Annotated in this window: 10 protein-coding genes; 3 read left to right on the top strand and 7 right to left on the bottom strand. The window is 36.0% G+C overall.

Translation table 11 applies throughout. The features are described from left to right. Positions 1-80: 80 nt before the first annotated feature. Entirely contained in the window at positions 81-1,190 is a 1,110-nt protein-coding gene (locus tag ACEWK1_RS21020) for a DegT/DnrJ/EryC1/StrS family aminotransferase (RefSeq protein WP_416636625.1), read from the bottom strand. 332 nt (positions 1,191-1,522) lie between these two features. On the opposite strand from ACEWK1_RS21020, the gene secA2 reads away from it, so the two are divergent. Then, on the top strand, positions 1,523-3,883 hold the full coding sequence (secA2, locus tag ACEWK1_RS21015) for an accessory Sec system translocase SecA2 (protein WP_416636624.1): 2,361 nt from the start codon (positions 1,523-1,525) through the stop codon (positions 3,881-3,883). A 1-nt stretch (position 3,884) separates the two neighbouring features. Further along, positions 3,885-4,709: an accessory Sec system S-layer assembly protein gene (locus ACEWK1_RS21010; RefSeq protein WP_162987481.1), complete on the top strand. Its 825-nt coding sequence runs from the start codon at positions 3,885-3,887 to the stop codon at positions 4,707-4,709. Between the two features lie 142 nt (positions 4,710-4,851). Here the strand turns inward: ACEWK1_RS21010 and ACEWK1_RS21005 are convergent, their stop codons facing one another. The 3 genes from ACEWK1_RS21005 to ACEWK1_RS20995 all read right to left on the bottom strand — a co-directional run bounded on the left by ACEWK1_RS21005 (position 4,852) and on the right by ACEWK1_RS20995 (position 9,828). After that, on the bottom strand, positions 4,852-6,372 hold the full coding sequence (locus ACEWK1_RS21005; RefSeq protein WP_212135689.1) for a lytic transglycosylase domain-containing protein: 1,521 nt from the start codon (positions 6,370-6,372) through the stop codon (positions 4,852-4,854). Between the two features lie 17 nt (positions 6,373-6,389). Then, positions 6,390-7,484, bottom strand: coding sequence for an NlpC/P60 family protein (locus ACEWK1_RS21000; RefSeq protein WP_212135687.1), 1,095 nt, complete (start codon positions 7,482-7,484; stop codon positions 6,390-6,392). A 211-nt stretch (positions 7,485-7,695) separates the two neighbouring features. Further along, positions 7,696-9,828 carry a M14 family zinc carboxypeptidase gene (locus ACEWK1_RS20995; RefSeq protein WP_212135685.1) on the bottom strand — a complete coding sequence of 711 codons (2,133 nt, stop codon included), beginning with the start codon at positions 9,826-9,828 and terminating at the stop codon, positions 7,696-7,698. 266 nt (positions 9,829-10,094) lie between these two features. On the opposite strand from ACEWK1_RS20995, the gene ACEWK1_RS20990 reads away from it, so the two are divergent. Further along, on the top strand, positions 10,095-11,123 hold the full coding sequence (locus ACEWK1_RS20990) for an acyltransferase (RefSeq protein ID WP_121663661.1): 1,029 nt from the start codon (positions 10,095-10,097) through the stop codon (positions 11,121-11,123). 578 nt (positions 11,124-11,701) lie between these two features. On the opposite strand, the gene ACEWK1_RS20985 is transcribed toward ACEWK1_RS20990, so the two are convergent. The 3 genes from ACEWK1_RS20985 to ACEWK1_RS20975 all read right to left on the bottom strand — a co-directional run. Then, positions 11,702-14,119, bottom strand: a complete 2,418-nt coding sequence (locus ACEWK1_RS20985) for a S8 family serine peptidase (RefSeq protein WP_212135683.1) — start codon at positions 14,117-14,119, stop codon at positions 11,702-11,704. A gap of 65 nt (positions 14,120-14,184) precedes the next feature. Next, complete coding sequence (locus ACEWK1_RS20980) at positions 14,185-16,860, bottom strand: hypothetical protein (RefSeq protein ID WP_212135681.1); 2,676 nt, start codon at positions 16,858-16,860, stop codon at positions 14,185-14,187. Between the two features lie 484 nt (positions 16,861-17,344). Beyond that, the coding region (locus tag ACEWK1_RS20975; RefSeq protein ID WP_416636623.1) for a glycosyl hydrolase family 18 protein at positions 17,345-19,052 on the bottom strand (1,708 nt) is incomplete at its 5' end.

Genomic DNA, 19,052 nt, shown 5'->3' with positions numbered 1-19,052 from the left:
TTGGATAAATGGAAAGAACCCGCCTCTTGGCGAGCTTCTTTCCAAAAGCATGTTCTCTCAAAAAGTCCTATAAAAGACTTTTATTGATAAAATTTCGTTACACACTCAACAACATACTGTTGTTGTTCTTCCGTTAATTCTGGGAACATTGGTAACGAAATGGCTTCCTTAGCCGCTTTTTCCGTAATTGGGAAGTCGCCTTCTTTATATCCAAGATCCTTGAACACAGGTTGAAGGTGTAACGGCTGTGGATAGTAAATCATTGTTGAAACGCCTTGTTCTCCTAAAAACTTTTGAAGCTCATCACGTTTTTCAACTCGAATTGTATATTGGTGGAATACATGGTAGTTCCCCTCAACCTCAACAGGTGTAACAACTTGCTCACCTAGTGAAGCTTTTAACAATTCAGTATAACGGTTCGCAATCTTTCTGCGTTTTTCGCTCCAATCATCTAAATGTGGGAATTTCACATTTAAGATCGCAGCCTGCATTTCATCTAAACGGCTGTTGTACCCAAGTACATGATGATAATACTTTGGCTTACTTCCATGAACTCTGATCACGCGCATTTTTTCTGCAAGATCTTCATGCTTTGTAACAATCATACCTGCATCGCCATATGCTCCTAGGTTTTTCGTAGGGAAAAAGCTGTATATAGCTGCATCACTTAATTGCCCAACTGTATTTCCTTTGTATGTAGCTCCAATTGCTTGTGCGGCGTCTTCAATCACGTATAAGTTATGTTTTTTTGCGATTTCCATAATTAGATTCATGTCAGCTAATTGACCATAAAGGTGAACCGGTATAATCGCTTTTGTTTTTTCTGTAATTTTCTCTTCAATTTTAGAAGGATCAATATTGAATGTAACAGGGTCAATATCAACAAATACAGGAGTCGCATTGCATCTAGCAATCGCACCTGCTGTTGCAAAGAATGTAAATGGAGTTGTGATCACTTCATCACCAGCTGTTATTCCACTAGCCTGAAGTGCAATATGTAAAGCGTCACTACCATTTGCAACACCAATCCCGTAAGGAACATTACTATATGTAGCAACATCTTGCTCTAATTTTTTTACATTATCGCCTAAAATAAAGCGCGAAGATTTCATAACCTCATCTAATGTTTGAAGCATTTCATCACGTAGAGTCGCATATTGCTCTGAAAGATCGAGCATAGGTACTTTCATAAAAGAATCGTCTCCTTTATAACTAATCAAAATTCTACAATCTATGATATTCTACCACAATTTATGAGATAATTGTCACTAGCTGTCGTTTATTTCTAATTGTAATAATCGTAATGTTTGTAATTTGGACAATTTCTAGCGTAACCTCCTAGATAGTGTGTCCAGAAATCTTCTTTTTAGTTTTAAAAATAACAAATTGTTTAAACTAAACCCGGTTAATATTCGAAACATTTCCTCTAATTCCCTACCAATTAAGAGGAAGTAGTAGGAAAAATCACAGCTTGTTATGATATAATTATGGTCGAACATTAGAGAAAAATGGGGAATCAGACATGTCAGTTATGTTAAATCAATATACAAAATTAAAGTCTCGTTCTGAAATAAAAAAGTTAGAAAAACTAGTAAAACAAATTAACGCTTTAGAAACTGAGTTACAAGCTTTAAGTGATGAAGAGTTACGGGCAAAAACCGCTGACTTTCAAGAGGCAATACAAAACGGCAAAACATTAAAAGACATTCGTGTTGAAGCTTTCGCTGTTGTAAAAGAAGCAGCATCACGTGTCATCAATCAGCGTCATTATGACGTTCAGCTATTAGGTGGTCTTGTTTTAACTGATGGTAACATCGGGCAAATGCAAACAGGTGAAGGGAAAACATTAATGGCTTCTCTTCCAAGTTATTTATTTGCTCTTCAAGGAAAAGGTGTTCATGTTATCACTTCTAATGAATACTTAGCACAACGTGATTTTGAGTTAATTGGACAAATCCATCAATTCCTTGGATTAAACGTTGGTTTAAATGTTGCTGATTTATCACCTGCTGAGAAAAAATCAGCATATGAAGCTGACATTACGTACGGAACTGGAACAGAGTTCGGTTTTGATTATTTACGTGACCATATGGTGCTTAGTGAAGCTGACAAGGTTCAACGAGGTCATCATTTTGCCCTTATCGATGAAATTGATAACACATTAATTGATGAAGCAAGAACACCATTAGTTATTGCGAACAAATCAACCATTTCATCAGAGCTTTTCGCCATTTCGTCTATGCTCGTTAAATCTCTTAAAAAAGAAGAAGATTATGAATTGAATCTTTCTTACAGACAAGTTCACTTAACAGAGCAAGGTGCTGCTAAAATTGAAAAAGCTTTTGGAATTGATAACATTTACAGTGCTAACGACCAAGTACTTTATCATTTCATTAATCAATCATTACAAGCACATTTTATTTTCAAAAAAGATCGCGATTATATTATTCGCGACGGTAAAATCGAATTGGTTGACTCCTTCACAGGTCGTGTCATGGAAGGCAGAAGCTTAAGCTATGGTCTTCATCAAGCGATCGAAGCTAAAGAAGGTTTACAAATTAATGAAGAAAATATTACACAAGCGTCTGTTACCGTTCAAAACTACTTTAGAATGTACTCAACTCTTTGTGGTATGACAGGTAGCGCCCTTCCTGCACAAAAAGAGTTTTTAGAAACGTACGGCATGGATGTTGTAAGTGTACCAACAAACCGTCCTAACCAACGTATTGACCAAGAAGACTTAATTTATAAGGACCTAGAGTCTAAATATAATAAAGTCGTACAACTGGTCAAAGAGATTAACGAAACCGGTCGACCAATTTTGATCGGGACAACCTCGATCGAGCAATCAGAAACCATCTCAGAATTGTTAACAAAAGAACATGTGAAACACCAGCTGCTTAATGCAAAAAGTGCTGAAGAAGAAGCGAAGATGATCTCAATTGCTGGTCAAAAAGGCATGATCACAATCGCAACAAACATGGCTGGTCGTGGAACAGATATTCTTTTAGGGGAAGGTGTTGCTGAGCTTGGTGGCCTTTATATTCTTGGTACAGAACGACACGAAAGCCTACGAATTGATATGCAGCTAAGAGGTCGTGCCGGCCGACAAGGTGATCCAGGTTCAACGCAATTTATTTTGTCATTAGAAGATCACTTAATGAATCAATTTGACGATGAAGAGCTGGAAAAATATAAGAAAAAAATCAAAACAAACGAAGAAGGTTTAATTCTTAGTCCAAATCCGTTGAAATTTTTAACAACCGTACAAGATACAGTTGAAAACAGTCATTATTCATCAAGAATTCACTTACTAAAGCTTGATGATGTACTTGATCAACAGCGTAAAGTAACTTATAGTAAACGCAATGAATTGCTTAACACATCAGATATTACTGAGCAATTTGAAAGCGAATTGAACGAATATCTTGATTACCTTGTTAAGACGACTGTAACAAATGATATTGACCTAAAAGATGACAAACTTGAATTTTTCATCTATCAAATCAATGAGTTATTTGGATTAACACTAAACAAAAATGAACTTGTTGATCTTGAAGAAGATGAATTACGTGAGCTAATCCAGCTGACTGCAAATGAATTCTTTGCTTCTCTAACAGAGCTATTAGAGGACGAAACAGTGAAAAATCAGGTAAGAAATATTATGATCAAAACATTAGATCAAATGTGGCTTGAGCATATGGAACGCATCGAAAGCCTAAAAGAAGGCATTCACTTACGTGGCTATGCCCAAGAAGATCCGTATCGTTTATTTACGATGGAAGGCTTCGAGCTTTTCAACGAAAGCACGACAAGCTTCCAATACAATATGGCAACAAAAGTATATGCGTTCAAAAAAAGTATAGAAAAGGAGGATGAGTAACGTGACAACAACTGAAACTGTTGAAACAACATTATCCATTCATCCTGACTGGGATTTAAGCAAGCAAGAATATTACGTTTATCAATTTCATCACAATCAACTAGATTTGCTAAAAGAAAACCAAATTTCGATTACAGGAATTAAACTAGAAGAATTTGATGACTTGATTTATGTCACAGCATTTATTCGTAATACCCTTCCTAAAGGAATTAAGTTTGAGCTATTAGATTTATTAATTCTCAACAAAGACAAACAGGCCGTTGCCAGAGAAACGTTCGACATGGAAAAATTCGGAGAGCTTCCTGCAAACAGCTGCCGCCCTTGGTCATTTGTTTTTGAAAAATCTAGCTGGAACAATGAAGAAGGAATCTCCTTAGAAGACTGGCAAATTGCCTTCGAACTTAAAAAGAAACCAAACGCTATCCATCAGCTAGACCTAGAACAAAGCTGGGAAGAAAACCTATCAAAGGAACGCAAAGAACATTTCAAACAGCTTGTTGCAAAAATGCCTCCTCTTAAGCAAAACGAAGTGAACATTATGGGGCTTGAAGCAAAATTCAACGATGAACAAAATCTTGTTGTGACCCTTCTTATTCGAAACGGCAGCTTAAAGAACATTCATCTTGAACAACTTCCACTTGTTGTTGAGGATGCTAACAAAGAAGTTGTCGCAAAAGGTGTGTTTACACTAAATAAATTAGAAGTAAAAGCAAACACAAGTAAGCCTTGGACATTTATCTTCCCAAGGGATTTGATAGTAAATCATCAGCCTGATTTATCTAAGTGGAAGGTGTATCCTTTGACTGGAGAGCAGAAGGCGGAATAGCTTGAGAGAAGAGCTTGGATTTTATGATCCAAGTTCTTTTTTTATTTTTATAGCAAATTTAATAGAAGGAAGAATTTCATATCTTTTCTCTTAATATACAAAAAACCCCACAGAAAATTTCTTCTGTGGGGTTTTATTCCTCTTAATGCGGGGAATAGTTTACTAAGCCTTTATCATTCGGTAGGTAGTATCCGCCACCGACATATAAACGGTCACCATCGATTGAATAAACTCTAGCACGTTCGCCTGGTTGAATGACTTTGTGAATAGAGCCATCTGGCGCATACATGTTTACCGGCTTTTTAGCTGTCGCAAAACCTTTGTAAAGTAGGACAGAACCATCATTTTTCAGAACCTGTAATCCGGTTTCTTCAGATCCGCCAACGTAGACATATTGGCTATCATAATCATATACTCTTAGATTATGACCTGGTCCGTAGGTTGTTCCTTGTTCTGTTAATTTACCATCTTTCAAAACAAATAGCTTAATATTTTCTCTTGTGTTAGCTCGAGCAATCATCACAACCATGTTTGGATCATAACGTTTAATATAGTAGTCTCCACCAACGTTATAGTAATCACCCATGGCACCGAATAGCTTAATCATTTCACCTTTTACAAGTGTAGGGTTTCCTTCATTCGTTTCGGTAATAGTGAACGTACCATCTTTATTATCTCTTAACAAAGGAACATCATCACGAATGATCACTCTACCAACCGGCTGACGATGATTTGTCGGGAACGTTGCATGAGGAACTGTAAGTGTTGCTGGTTCCATTCCCTGTAAATTCGATGTTGCCATATAACCTTCTTTACCATTAACACTTACTTTAAAGAAGGAAAAGAAGTTTGCTGAACTAGTAGACTCATATGGTCCAGCTAAGATTTTCACTTTACTTAGCGGCTCAATTTTGTCAGTAATAGAGGAACCAACTGTATCATGGTAGTCACGAAGGTTTGATACACCGTTAGCCAAACTGCTTTTAGATGTATAAACTACATCTCCAGCTTCCATGGCCTGTACAGAAGGTGTGTTCCAGCTATCAATATTATATTGAAGCTTTGTAAACTGTAATGTTCCATCACTCTTATAAGACGTTTCGATTTTAGGTGTTGCTGTAATTTTCACGCCCGTATTATCTCTTCTAAGATAATCAAAAACCTTTTCTTGATAAGGCTCAGCATGTTCATTTGGGTCGTTACGTTTTGATAGTCCGTTATAAGCCCAAACTGCAAAGTACCAATGCTCAATTTTCGAACGGTCATGATCATTGATTTTCGGGATGAAGTTATAACCCCATTTTTCGTTCAGGATTTGAGCACCTATTTTAATGTTGTACTCTGTATCCGTAAGTAGCCTTTCCTTACTAATCTGTTTATCTGCTAATTCTTGGTCAGATAAAGTGATTTGCATCATTCCGATTCCGCCGTCATCACTGACAATCGGATTACCGTTACTGTCAAATTGTTTCATGCCTGTTTCGCTATAAGCAATGGCCTTTAAAATTTCAGGAGGTATATTATATTGTTTCGCTACCTCAACAATTAATTCTTTTTTCTTTTGATACGATAACTCATCGTACGCTGCTTCTACTGATGATAGATTAATAGAACTTAAAACAAGCGTGACGATCATCAATAGGCTTAGACAAAGCTTACGCATGCCAGATTCCTCCCCTATTAGTTCGATAGAATGATCTCTTCAACAGCCTTCTTTCGTTCTTCTAGCTGTGTTCTTATTTCATTAAGGCTTTGGTAAGATCCTGCATGAAGTGTATTACCATAGGCTTTAATTTCATTCGCTCGTTTTTCTAGTCTATCATACTTTTCCAGTAGATTACCAGCTTCATCTAAATTTCCAGCTTCTACTGTTTGTTCAATTGTATCTAGTAAACCGTACATAGATACCTCGTAGATTACTGTTTCTTTAGCAATTTTAGCTGGTGTGATTGATTCATTGTTAAATCGCTTACGAAGCTCTGAACCGTATAAACGACTGAATACTGTTTCGCTTTTCTTTATATTTAATGAATGCTGATGATATAAATTAACTGATTCATCTGTTAAGCTTTGATTTGTAATCATTGTGTCTGTTAATTGTTTTGTGCTTCCTGCTAGATTCGACGATAAATTAACTGAATCTATTACATGAGCTGTTCTTAGTACATATTCTTTCGCAGCTCCACTATCAGCTTGCTTACGAATTTCGTTATATGTTGATAACACGTCTTGATTTTGTGTTGTTGTGTCTGAAGTCAAAAAATGCTGTGAAGTTGTTTGCCAAAGCTGCTTTGCTTCTGCATCAACAGAGTTTAAATAAGTAGACAGCCCTTCCAGACGTTTGGCACCAAGATATCTGGTATTCCAATATGATTCGTCTAGCTTACTTACTGAAATACCTTTAGATGATGAGGCATGAACAAACTCACTATTACCAATATATATACCAGCATGTGATGCACCCGGCTTATATGTAGTAAAAAAGACAAGATCTCCAACTTCAGGTTTACTTACCTTTGTAAGATTGCTTGAGGCATACATATCTGCGGCGGTTCTAGGTACTGAATATCCATATTCTTTTAACACATAATTAATATATCCAGAGCAATCAAAACCACTTGGAGTTATTCCACCAAAAAGATAAGGAACTCCTAAATATTTCTTACTCTCTTGGATAAATTGCTGTTCATTTATTGTAGAATCCGCGAAGGCCTTAGAATGCGCTATCAAAAATACAAACGAACATAACATTAAAATGAATAAGTGCTTCTTCATAACAATCACCTCTCTAAATGTACCTCTTTATTCTACCAAGCATATTGTCTCTGTTACGTTACAGTAACGTTAAATTTGTCGCTTTATATTACAGTTTCTTTACAAATTAAAATAAAGTTCGACAATTCCCCCTTTAATTGATCTCATTTTTCGATTAAAAACAGAGAAAAACCCACAAATTCACAATTAATTTGTGGGTTTTTGATGTCGTTTATTGAATAGAATATGTTTCTTGTAACAATTGTTTGATAGATTCATTTAAAAGAGTAGAAACCTTCTCATTAAAAAGTTGCTGCTTTTCATTTACTAGTGCTAGTTTCTGCTCATCACTTTGTCCTGCTTCAATCTCTGCCTGCAGAACAAGGATTTCTTCACCTAGTAGAACTGCTTCTTTAAATGTGCTTAACTCAGAAAGCTTACTAATGGCTTCATCATATAATACTTTGGATTCAGCATCTAAAGATGTTTCATCAATTAACGTTATTTGTTCTTCAGCATGATGAATTGAATCAAGTAAGCTTAAATCACTGCTGATCGTTGTTAAGCTTTCGTAATCAGTATATAACTGTTCAATTTCTTGGAAGAAAACAGCTTCATCAATTCCTACAATTTTTTTATATTGCTGAATTAATGATTCTCTTAAAGTAACAAGCTGTTCCTCAATTTCCGGATGATCAGGATATTTACCAGGATATAATTTATTACCTGCTTCCTTAATTTGAACAGAACGATCTTCTAAGCGTTCTAATACAGCGAATCTCTCTTCAATCTGTTCAAATTGCTCGTTATTTAGTTCTTTCTCAATAATGTTCAATAGGTTATATCGAGAAACTTCGTAAATAACTGATTCTCTAGCAATTTTACTTGGACTAATATACTTATCTCGGGTTAATTGACGATATTGACTACCATAAACACGACTCATCACTTGTTCAGCTTTGTTAATGCTCGATGACATCACATTATACTGAACCACGAAGTTGTCATCAATTTTATTTTGATTAATTAGTGTTGTAAAAAGTCCTTTTTGCTCTAAAAGCTGATCTCCTACATAAACCGCATCTATAAATCTAGCTGCATCTAGCTTACGACTCTTCGCTTCCACAATGTATTGTGATAGGAAATCACGATCACTCTTTGTTAAACCAGTAAGCGATTGTTCAGCTGTTTTTATTAAACTACCAGTCTTATTGTATAGAGAGATAAATGAAGTGCTAGCCTTAATATCTGCCGTAGTTTTAAGATTGCTTGTGTGATAAGGCCTTAGTGACTTACTAGCTAAAAATGCATCGTTTACTTTTTTCGTTGCTGCTGCCTTTACTGGGTTATATTTTGTTAAAAATAACTTATGACCTTCGTTTGCAGCGTAAAGACCAATTGTTTTGTTTTCGCTCCAAATACTTGAGAAATAAGAAAGTGGTACACTTGTTTCTCCTACATAAGGTGAAATTTCAATCGTAAACGCAGGGCGTTTGTAATGAGAGATAAACCAATCTGTAAGTCCTCCACCAGATTGATATCCTTTAGGGTAAATAAGGGAATAGCCCGTTGTTTTTCCAATTGATTTTGCCAAAGCATGATCTCGATCGTACCATGAACCAGTTTGATGAAAATCCCAATATAAGATTTCACCACTACTATGATAACTTACAACCATTTCTGGTTTTGTTTTATTCGTAAAGTCGACCATTGTAATGGTTTCTTTAGCGTAATTAGCTCTTGGGCCCGGGTAGTTTTTAAAATAGGGACGTCCGGGACTACAACAAATGTTATTCCAATCAGCATCATACTGTCTGTTCAAATCTATTCCTTTAGCATTCGCTTTCCATCTTCGGAAATCCATACTACCATCATTCATTTTAATAATGGCTGCATGATCTGAGCTAGGGAATTTCTTTAAACCAAATTGCTGCAAAGTAACACCATCTGGGTTAACCATTGGAACAAACCATATAGTCGAGTTGTTTAAAACGGATCTAACATTATATCCATGATAAGAAGAACCATTTTTATAGGCATTCGCATATTGATCAATCATGTTCATATTGACCATGGTTGTCATCCATTCCCGGGCATGGTGAGAACCGTTCACCTGAACAACCGAAGTTCCCTTTCCTAGTGAGACCGCATAGATGTTTCGACCATACTCACTTTTCCCAATCACTTTATATGAAATTAAATCAGGATAAGCTTGTGCAAGTTCCTTAATGTCCTGCTCCATGATTTCGTACGTATAAACTTGATTATTGCTCACATAAGAAGCAGCAGACGTGCTTTCTGGAAGTGCGAACAATACTACTAACGTGAATAAAAAGAAAAAAGTACATAATTGCTTCGTCCTCAACCTTAGATCCTCCTCATGACCTCGTAATCTATAACCTTACTAATCATACCAAATTTCGACATTGTCGTGAGGATTTTTTCAAAAAATGTCATTTCCTTTTTCTGCTTTGATTTACTAGATTTTATTTGGTATATTTTTCTTTGGTAGAGCGGATTTTTCTGCAGAATTCGACTTCCCCCAAAAATAAAGGTTATAATTTTTTCTATTTTTTCAAAAGCTAATTTAATTGAGATAACAGGAAGATATACTTCAAGGAGATTTTTCACATGACTAAATCGAGGATTTTTTACTTTGATAATTTACGAATTGTCGCAACCTTTGCAGTTGTACTTTTACATGCCGCTGCCCCTATTTTATATAAGTTCCAAACTGTTACAAGCACTACCTGGTGGACAGGGAATATTTATGATTCTTTAACAAGATGGTGTGTACCAATCTTCTTTATGCTAAGTGGCGCTCTATTGCTCAATCCCGATAGAACGGATAAGCCAATGATCTTTATCCGTAAACGCATTAGTAAAGTAATTATCCCCTTACTTGGTTGGAGCACGTTTTATTTAATTGTTCAGATTAATCGAGAGGTCATTATTAATGATCCTTTCATGATTACAAAGGCTTTTTTTGAGAATGATGTGTATTATCATCTTTGGTTTTTATATGTGATTATTGCCATTTACCTCATTCTCCCTGTTTTAAAAGTTTATATTGCTGGTGCAAGTCAGAAAAATCTACAATATTACTTACTGCTTTGCTTTATCGTGACAAGTGTATTTAGTTATATTAGTAAATTTCATGAAATTACCGTTGATATAAAGGTTGAAGCTGCAACTGGTTATATTGGCTATTTTCTTTTAGGCTATTACCTGCATCGATATGGATTATCGAAAATCACAAAAATAGTGATGTATCTACTCGCAATCGTCGCTAGCATCGTGATCATTCGCGGCACCTATGACTTAACAGTTCAAAACGAAGGCTTCTTTGATGGATTTTTCTATCATTATTTAAATATGCCTGTTGTATTTCTATCCATTGCAGTGTTTATATTCTTCCAGGACTTTAAGTTCGATTTAAGCCGGTTCTTTTTATTTTCAATCATTAATAAAACAAGCTTAGGAATTTATCTTTTGCACCCATATATTTTCCTACTTCTTTTGGAAAACTACGATATTCACGCTCATACCGTGCGTGCCTGGGCTGGCATTCCGATATTGGCGACATTCACACTACTTGTAAGTATGATTGTTGTGATGATTCTTCAGAAGATACCGGTTGTGAAAAGGTTTGTGCCGTAAAAGAGGACTGTCGAGGTGAAACTAACGGGTTCGATTCTGAAGTACAAAATACTAATTAACATTGCTTCTCGTACAATAAATTGCACTTGATTTAAAATTTAGCAAGTTAATCAACACAGTAAAATGCTTGGAGACATATATACTCCAAGCATTTTTTTATCAACATAAACATCCAATTAAGTCAATTTTCAAATCTTCAAGAATTGCCGAGAAATAAGATACTAAAATAAGCGGAAAAATTCCTCTTAAAAAGAAAATATCATGAAATCTAGCTCAAATAGACGGAAAGATTCCACTTATTGGATTAAAAAAGGCGAAAATGGACCATTTTACTTTGCTTAACCGGAAAAATTCCGCTTATATCCCCCAACCGAGCTCCATTCTTCAGTCTAACCGGAAAAACTCCGTTTATTTAAACTCTCAGTTACTTTTTATCACTGATAGTTAAATATATTTTTTGAACACCAACCAATTGGGATGCGAATTTTCATGGTGACAAAAGCTTATGTCACCATGTTAGTTTAAGACTTTTCAAGTCAACTTTACCCCTATAAAAATAGAGCCGACATCTGTCAGCTCTAATTTTTTATAAAATAAAAATCCTCTTTCCGATCAACTACATAATATCCGTTACCAAGATCCACTTTTCCATTTCCGATGCTCTTCACATAATATAAATTACCCTTTTTCAGCGTACTGTGCCTCGCTCCATTTGGAGCATATAACACAATATCTTTTTTAGGTTTTACGTATCCCATTAGGTAGAAGCTCTTTTTGTCAGCCTTAATGGTATAACCGCCACCAACTTCATATTTTTGATCGTTATAGGAATACACTTTAATCGCTTCGCCCTTTTGCAGCATGCGATAAACATTTCCGTTAGGATCATATAATGGTGTTGGCTCTTTAATTAACGCCCTACCAATGTAAGCAATGGTTTTTCCTTCTTGATGTCTAACGTAATACTCTCCGCCAACATTATAGTAATGACCTGAAACACCGAATACCTTGAGTTGTTCTCCTTTTGTTAAACCACGATAATAAGTAAAGGTATTGTCACTATTTTTGCGGTATAACCCAAGTCCATCTCGACGGATAATCACACGTGCCGAAGGATGGTCGTGATCAACCGGTAGCGTAATGTTCGGAATCAACATATCATTCAGCTCATACGTAAACGTGCTAACATCACTTGTAGCTGTTCCACTAACAACAGCTGCTTTAATTGTTGTTGATTCATAGATTGGAATAGAATTCACATATGAAAGACCATTCACACTAGAAGGTGTTGATCCATCAAGAGTGTAAACAATTCGTTTATTTGATGTTGACGATAATTTCACCTCAAACGGTTGAGTATATTTCCCTGATGGAACTGTAGCTGTTGGACTTACTAATGGAACATTTTGATTAGTAGATATCACACTTAGTTGATATGGTGTTGACGACCAACGGTTATGATAGTCCGAAATAATCACATAATAGGTGCCAGGTGAAGCGAGAAATGAGTATGATTCTGCTTTTCCTAGGCCGTATTCATCTATATAATTGACCATTTCAAGGGTAGAGCCTTCCAGCTTTTCAATATCGATGCTTAAATCAAGCTCATTCGACATTCCTGTAAGGTTGATATCAACATCTGTATTCGAATCCACATGAAACACATACACATCATAATCATATGGAAAATTCATCTTTTCCGAATGATATTCATAGTACCCAATATCAAAAGCACCTTCTGTTGTACCAGAAACTTCTTCTTCGACTGGAAGTGATGTAGTTAAGGTTTTATACATATTAGGTATTCCATATCCATAATCTTTCTTCCAGATTCCGTTTGCCCCTAATTCGAGAAGCCATTCAACCTCTCTTGGAGTTAAATCTGGACGTTCACTTAACAATAGGGATGCCATTCCAGCAACAACTGGTGCTGAAAAAGATGTCCCACTTACTACCGAATAACCACCTTCTGAATGAAGTGAATACATGTCCTCACCTGGTGCTGCAAGGTCAATCCACTCACCACGATTTGAAAAATAAGCAAGAGCTTTACTTTGATCTGTAGCAGCTACACTGATAACTGGTAAATATGTGGCTGGATACATCGGCTCTCTGCTTGTATCATTACCCGCTGCACCAATCAGAGTAATTCCTTGCTCAAAAGCTTCCCACAGTGCTTCATTTTCAATATCAGAATAATAATAGCTTCCATAACTCATATTAATAATGTCTGCACCTTGTTCAATGGCATAATGGATTCCTTTAATTTGATTCTCAACTGTTGAGTGGCCTTCACGATCACTAACCTTCACCGGAATGATCTTAACATTTTGATTAATTCCGGCTATTCCCGTTCTATTGTTGGATATAGCTGCGATTGTTCCAGCTACACTCGTCCCATGACCATGATCATCAGCTGGATCGGAATCATTATTCACAAAGTCATAACCATTAAGCACTTTACCCTTCAGATCCTCATGGCCTTTGCTCACACCCGTATCTAGTACCGCAACTTTCACTTCATTTCTAAACGAAAATGAATTCCAGGACTTAGGAAAATCAAGGGCTGGAATATACCATTGATTTGAATAGTAATAGTCATTCGGAGTAGCGCTCATTTCCACTTTATAGTTAGGCTCTGCATTCTCGACACCATTCAATTCTTTTACTTTTAATAAAGTATTCTCGTAATCTAGTTCATTAGGAATCTTAAATGTATAGAGAGTCGTATTTGAGCTTGATAAATCAGTTGTTTCAACTAACTCTAGACCTAAGGAATGTAACTCAGATAAATCTACGTTTCCTTGAATAATCATTTCACGATTTTCAACAGCATCTTCGTTAATTGATTGTTCTTGCTGATTGCCTTTCAATGGCTTTGTTTTCGTCATAAATTCATCTGTAACCTCAGATGGCGTTTCTTCGGCAGAGGCATGAAAATGAACTGGAGTAATAATCATAAGAATAATGGCAAAAAATCCGGCTAGTTTCCTCATAGCTGCCTCCCTTTATTAAAAGATAATAGAAAGACTGACCCAAACCAGGTCAGTCTTTCTATGACTTAACTCTTACTGTATTCCATACTACTTTTATCATACAAGATGTAATACCCGTTTCCAATCTCTAATTTATTTCCATCTGTATTGGAGATAAACAGCTCTTCACCTGCTGATAAAGTAAGAACAGGTTCTTCTTCACCATATTTGTAAAGCTCCGTATCACCCAGTAGCTTGACAGCACCAGTAAAATAGGTGACTTCTGCGGATTTAGCAATCGTATAACCATTACCAACATCATACTTTTCATTATCATAGTTAAACACCTTAATTTCTTCTCCAGGGAGCATCATTCTAAATGGCTCGCCGGTAGGAGTATAAATTTGAGTCGGTATACTCGTAAACACTCTACCAATATAGGCAGATGTTTTTGAAGCCTCATGATAAATATAATAGCCGCCACCAGTATGATAATATTGGCCTTCTAAACCGTATACTCTAAATGCTTGCTTAGATTGTAGGTTTTTATACGGCACCATATTTCCTGCTACCTTTTTATAAAGAACAACAGGTTTTTTCGTATAAACACGCGCAATTGGGAATGGTGATTCAGTTACTGTGACATGTGGCAGTTGAATTTGCGTCGGCTCAATCGCCTTGTCATTCGTTAACTTAGATTGCTTCACTCTCCACAAGTTAGCTCCACTATTAAAGTATAAGTAGCCATCATTACCTTTAGCTAATGTATTTACATCACCTTGTCTAAAAATCTTAATCGAAAAATTAGTAAGACTTACCTTAAATAGTGTATTTTGAACAGTTCCATATAAATAACCATCTTCACCATCAATTAATGATTCATTCTTCCCCATTCCTAATACACTCTCAGGAATGATCGGATAAATATCAATTCGTTCTGGTTCAACTTCAGGTTCAGGCTTGGAATCTGTTTCCGGATTTGTTCCTGTATCTTCCTCAGTATCTGTTTCAGTATCTTCTTCCGTTTCCGGCTCAGGCTCTGGGGCAGACTCTACTCGTGGATAATACACAATAAACTTATTATCAACGATTCCAAATATCTTCCCATCTTCATCCCATTTTAATGCAGAAACCATGATGCTGTATCCGTTAGAAATAGATACTTCTTCAGCTGTATAAGTCTCTTGATTTAAGTCGATTTTAAAAATACTCGCACTATCCTCGGTTTTTACACCTGTGCCATCATAAACAGACGTACCAGCATATAAAATATTCTTTTCTTTATCATATGTAGCTGATACAACACTTTGTCCTTCTTTTAATACGATTTGGTCTATGATTTCTTGATTTTTCGTATCATAAATCGTCACTAAACCTGAATGTTCTCCTCGTTTTGGAACAGAGCCGATGAATAAACGGTTGTTTTCATCATCTGCGACAAGAGCTGATGGACGAGATTGACCATCACTTGATAATGAAAGAATTTTTTTCGGATTCGATCCTTTACTCCATACTTCAGTTGGATCATATTCGTAAATATCGCCATTAGGATATGTTCCAAAATATAGCTTTCCGTTGGATTCAGTGATTCCTTCTACTTGTCCAATTCCACTAAAGGTTTGATTCATGGCGATAGACGGAGTATATCTAGATAAATAGCCAGAAATAAACCCTGAGCTATAAATATCGCCTGTTGAACTACTTCCGATTCGAAAAATTTCAACAAACTGTGGTGGAAGCTTTAATACAGTAAGTGAGAACCGATCAGTTTGATAATTATAGTCATAAAATTTACCGAGATTTCCTGCCAATCCAATTACTTTACCTTCATCCGGAATGATATCTAGTGACACAGCACTGGATCCGTTTAAATCTGATTGGATTTCTTTACTCGATTTTGATACATAGTTGTATTCGTATAAAGATCCTTTTAAGCTGTAAAATACAGTTGTCGCATTTGCCTTCTTTTGTGAAACCCCTCTAGAATCAGCCTTAAACTGATTTACCATTTCATCTGTTTCAAGATCATAATGAAGGATCTCATTTGTTCCTTCCATCTTTGCGAACAACTGTCCGTCTACGATATCAAGATCATAAACAGATGAGCTAGATTTTGTATAGTCTTCTAAAAGATTTGTTTTTTCATTTGTAATTAAGTTCCACTTAATCAGTGCTGCAGGTGATCCAACTCCTACATATAAGGTATCCTCAGCTTCATCATAAACAACGCTTCTCGCATATTGTCTACCTTGCATTACTGTGCCAAAATCTTTAAAGCCTTCTTCTTGATTGTAAGAAAATACTCGACCACCATAAGAAGTAACACCAAATAATCGATCATTTTTCTCATCGTAATTCAAATCCCAAATAACAGTGTCCGAATTCGTAGTTGCCTTACCAAGGTCTTCTAGGTTATTCGTTAGTAAATCATATTTGTACACATGTTCATTTGGAGTTGTTCCAATGTAAACCTCTCCGTCAAAAGTTGCTTCAATTGACCAAGCAGCCTTTGCTCCTTCAAGTTCCTTTAAATCAATCACTTTCTTTGTTTGATAATCTACTACCGCTACTTTTGCAGGCTCTCCTTGTAACAGAGCTACATAATACGTTTTCCCTTGAACGGTAACACTTTTTCCTCTAATTACATTTAAATACTCTACTTTAGGACCCAAATTCTCGAAATTTGACTCCTCAGAATTCGAGGCAGCTTGTCCCTTAATAGATGGTATAATGAAGCTTATACACATGATTAACAAACCCAAATAAATAACTCTCCTAAAATTAAACAAAATCTCCTACTCCTCGACGAAATTTGATAGTCTCTTTCTACCTTTTATTCTATGTGACTTTCCTAATATTTTAAAGGGATTTATTGTTAAACTTCATGGAACATTTTGTTAATAGTTATGTTAATTAACGTTTTTTTCTAAATAAATTTTATATAAAAACCATAATAAACCCTTGATTTTTCTAGAAGTCCTTATTTTTTTCCCCACTGAAAAATAAAGAAAAAACTTTCTTAATAAATTGTGAAAAAACAGCATAATTTTCCCTGAAATGTGGTAAAATAGTCTTTGTTCCCGTGGTTTCATAAATATGGTAGTATTCCATATTGTTGGACGGCTTTCCATAATTATGACATCATTTTCGTTTTACTATAGGGTTTGGATTTTTCTTTTAGACAAGTGTATGATTAACATAAAGGCCTCCAAGTGGAGGTCTTTATGTTGATACCTATTTTTCATCTTAATGTCTCACAAACGAAGCTAAATTCCGATCAATTTTTATATAATATCCTCCACCAACGTAAAATCTGTCACCATCAATACTGTAAACTCGGATATATTCATCAGGACGAATTTGTCTGTGTACCGCCCCATTCGGTTTATATAAAGTTAGATAGCTTTTTGGCTTTAAAAACCCCTCATAAAATAACACATTGTCAGTTGGTTTGATATAATAGCCCCCACCAACATTATACTTATTTTCATCATAGGAAAATACTTTTATTGCTTCCCCTTTTTCTAAGTACCGATAAAACGTACCATCCGGCTTATATAACACTTCCCGATTCTTTATCAATAACCGCCCAATATGAAGACTCATTCGGTCTGTTTTTTCTATATAATATCCACCGCCAACATCATATTTATTTCCTTGAGCGCCAAACACATTAATCACTTCGCCTTTTTTGAGCAGCTTATACTTAAAATAGGAACCATTTGGCTGCTTTTTTAGTAGCTGTGTATCTTCCTTTAAATACAGCCTTCCAATAATCTGGCCATGGTTTGTCGGAAGAGTTGTATTTGGAATAATGATCGGTGTATTTTCTTCGTTAGGAACCAAATAAAGAAGTTGTCCGATATAAATAACATCAGTCGTTAACGAGTTGTACTCCTTTAGCTGTGTAACTGTTAATCCAAACTTTTTGGCAATACTAGATAATGTATCTCCTCCACGGACAACGTAGGTTGTGCTATCCCCTGCTGGGTCCTCCACAGCTGGACTTTGATCACTATCAACTGTTGTAGTATGGGTTGTTAACCAAGCTCGATAATTCTCCCATATACTCGGGTCCTCTTGCCCTAGACTCCAGCTTCCTGTTCCCTTTAAACCATACTTATGAACTAAATTCACTTTTGCTTGAATGGACCTTTCATTTTCATACCAAAGATGATAAGTACCGGCGGTTAATGTTCTTCCTGCCACCGTCATAATTGGATCTGTTGATTTTACTTCAAAGGTCATCATCGGTGACTGACTTTTTGTATCATAGGTTGTAGTTGTTTTATATTTACTTGTAATTTCACTTACCCTGCTATTTGATAGTCCATAGCCTCCATAACTTTCTCCTTGCTTCCAGTAACGACCGTAAAAAGGAATTCCAAGCACAACTTTTTCTGGAGGAACCTCTTCACCTAATGCATACTTAATCGAGCTTTCTACAAACGAAAGACTTGCGACAGGACCCTCAGGACTTCCCTGAAAGCTTTCATCATAGGCCATTATCATAATATAGCTGGAGTATTGGGCTAGCTGTTTATAATCATAGGAGCCGTGCCAGCCTTTATTCCACCCATAAGGATTGGCCGCTACTGCAACAGAAACCTCCTTATCTGCAGGTAGCTTCTCTCTTAGTAGTCGAACTAAGTCGGTATAATTGTCCCGATCAACATCTGTTACATTTTCTATATCAACCTGAACTCCATCTAAATTGTAAGTAACGATTGCATCTGCAATTTGTTGAGACAGCTGTTCACGATTAGCTAATGCTGTTCTCCCTAATGTCCGATCCCAGTGATTACTTAAGAATGGCACAACCTTAATCCCACGATTATGCATTTCGTTCACAAATGTTTTATCAACTTGAGATGTTAATTTTAATGAGCCATCACTATTCAAATCAAAATAACTAGGTGAAACAAGATTAAGGTTTCCTCCTGTACGATCAATC

The organism is Metabacillus sp. YM-086 (assembly GCF_048059995.1).
Lineage (GTDB): Bacteria > Bacillota > Bacilli > Bacillales > Bacillaceae > Metabacillus > Metabacillus litoralis_B.
Note: the sequence above shows the minus strand (reverse complement) of the source record. Positions and strands in the feature narration are given on the sequence as shown.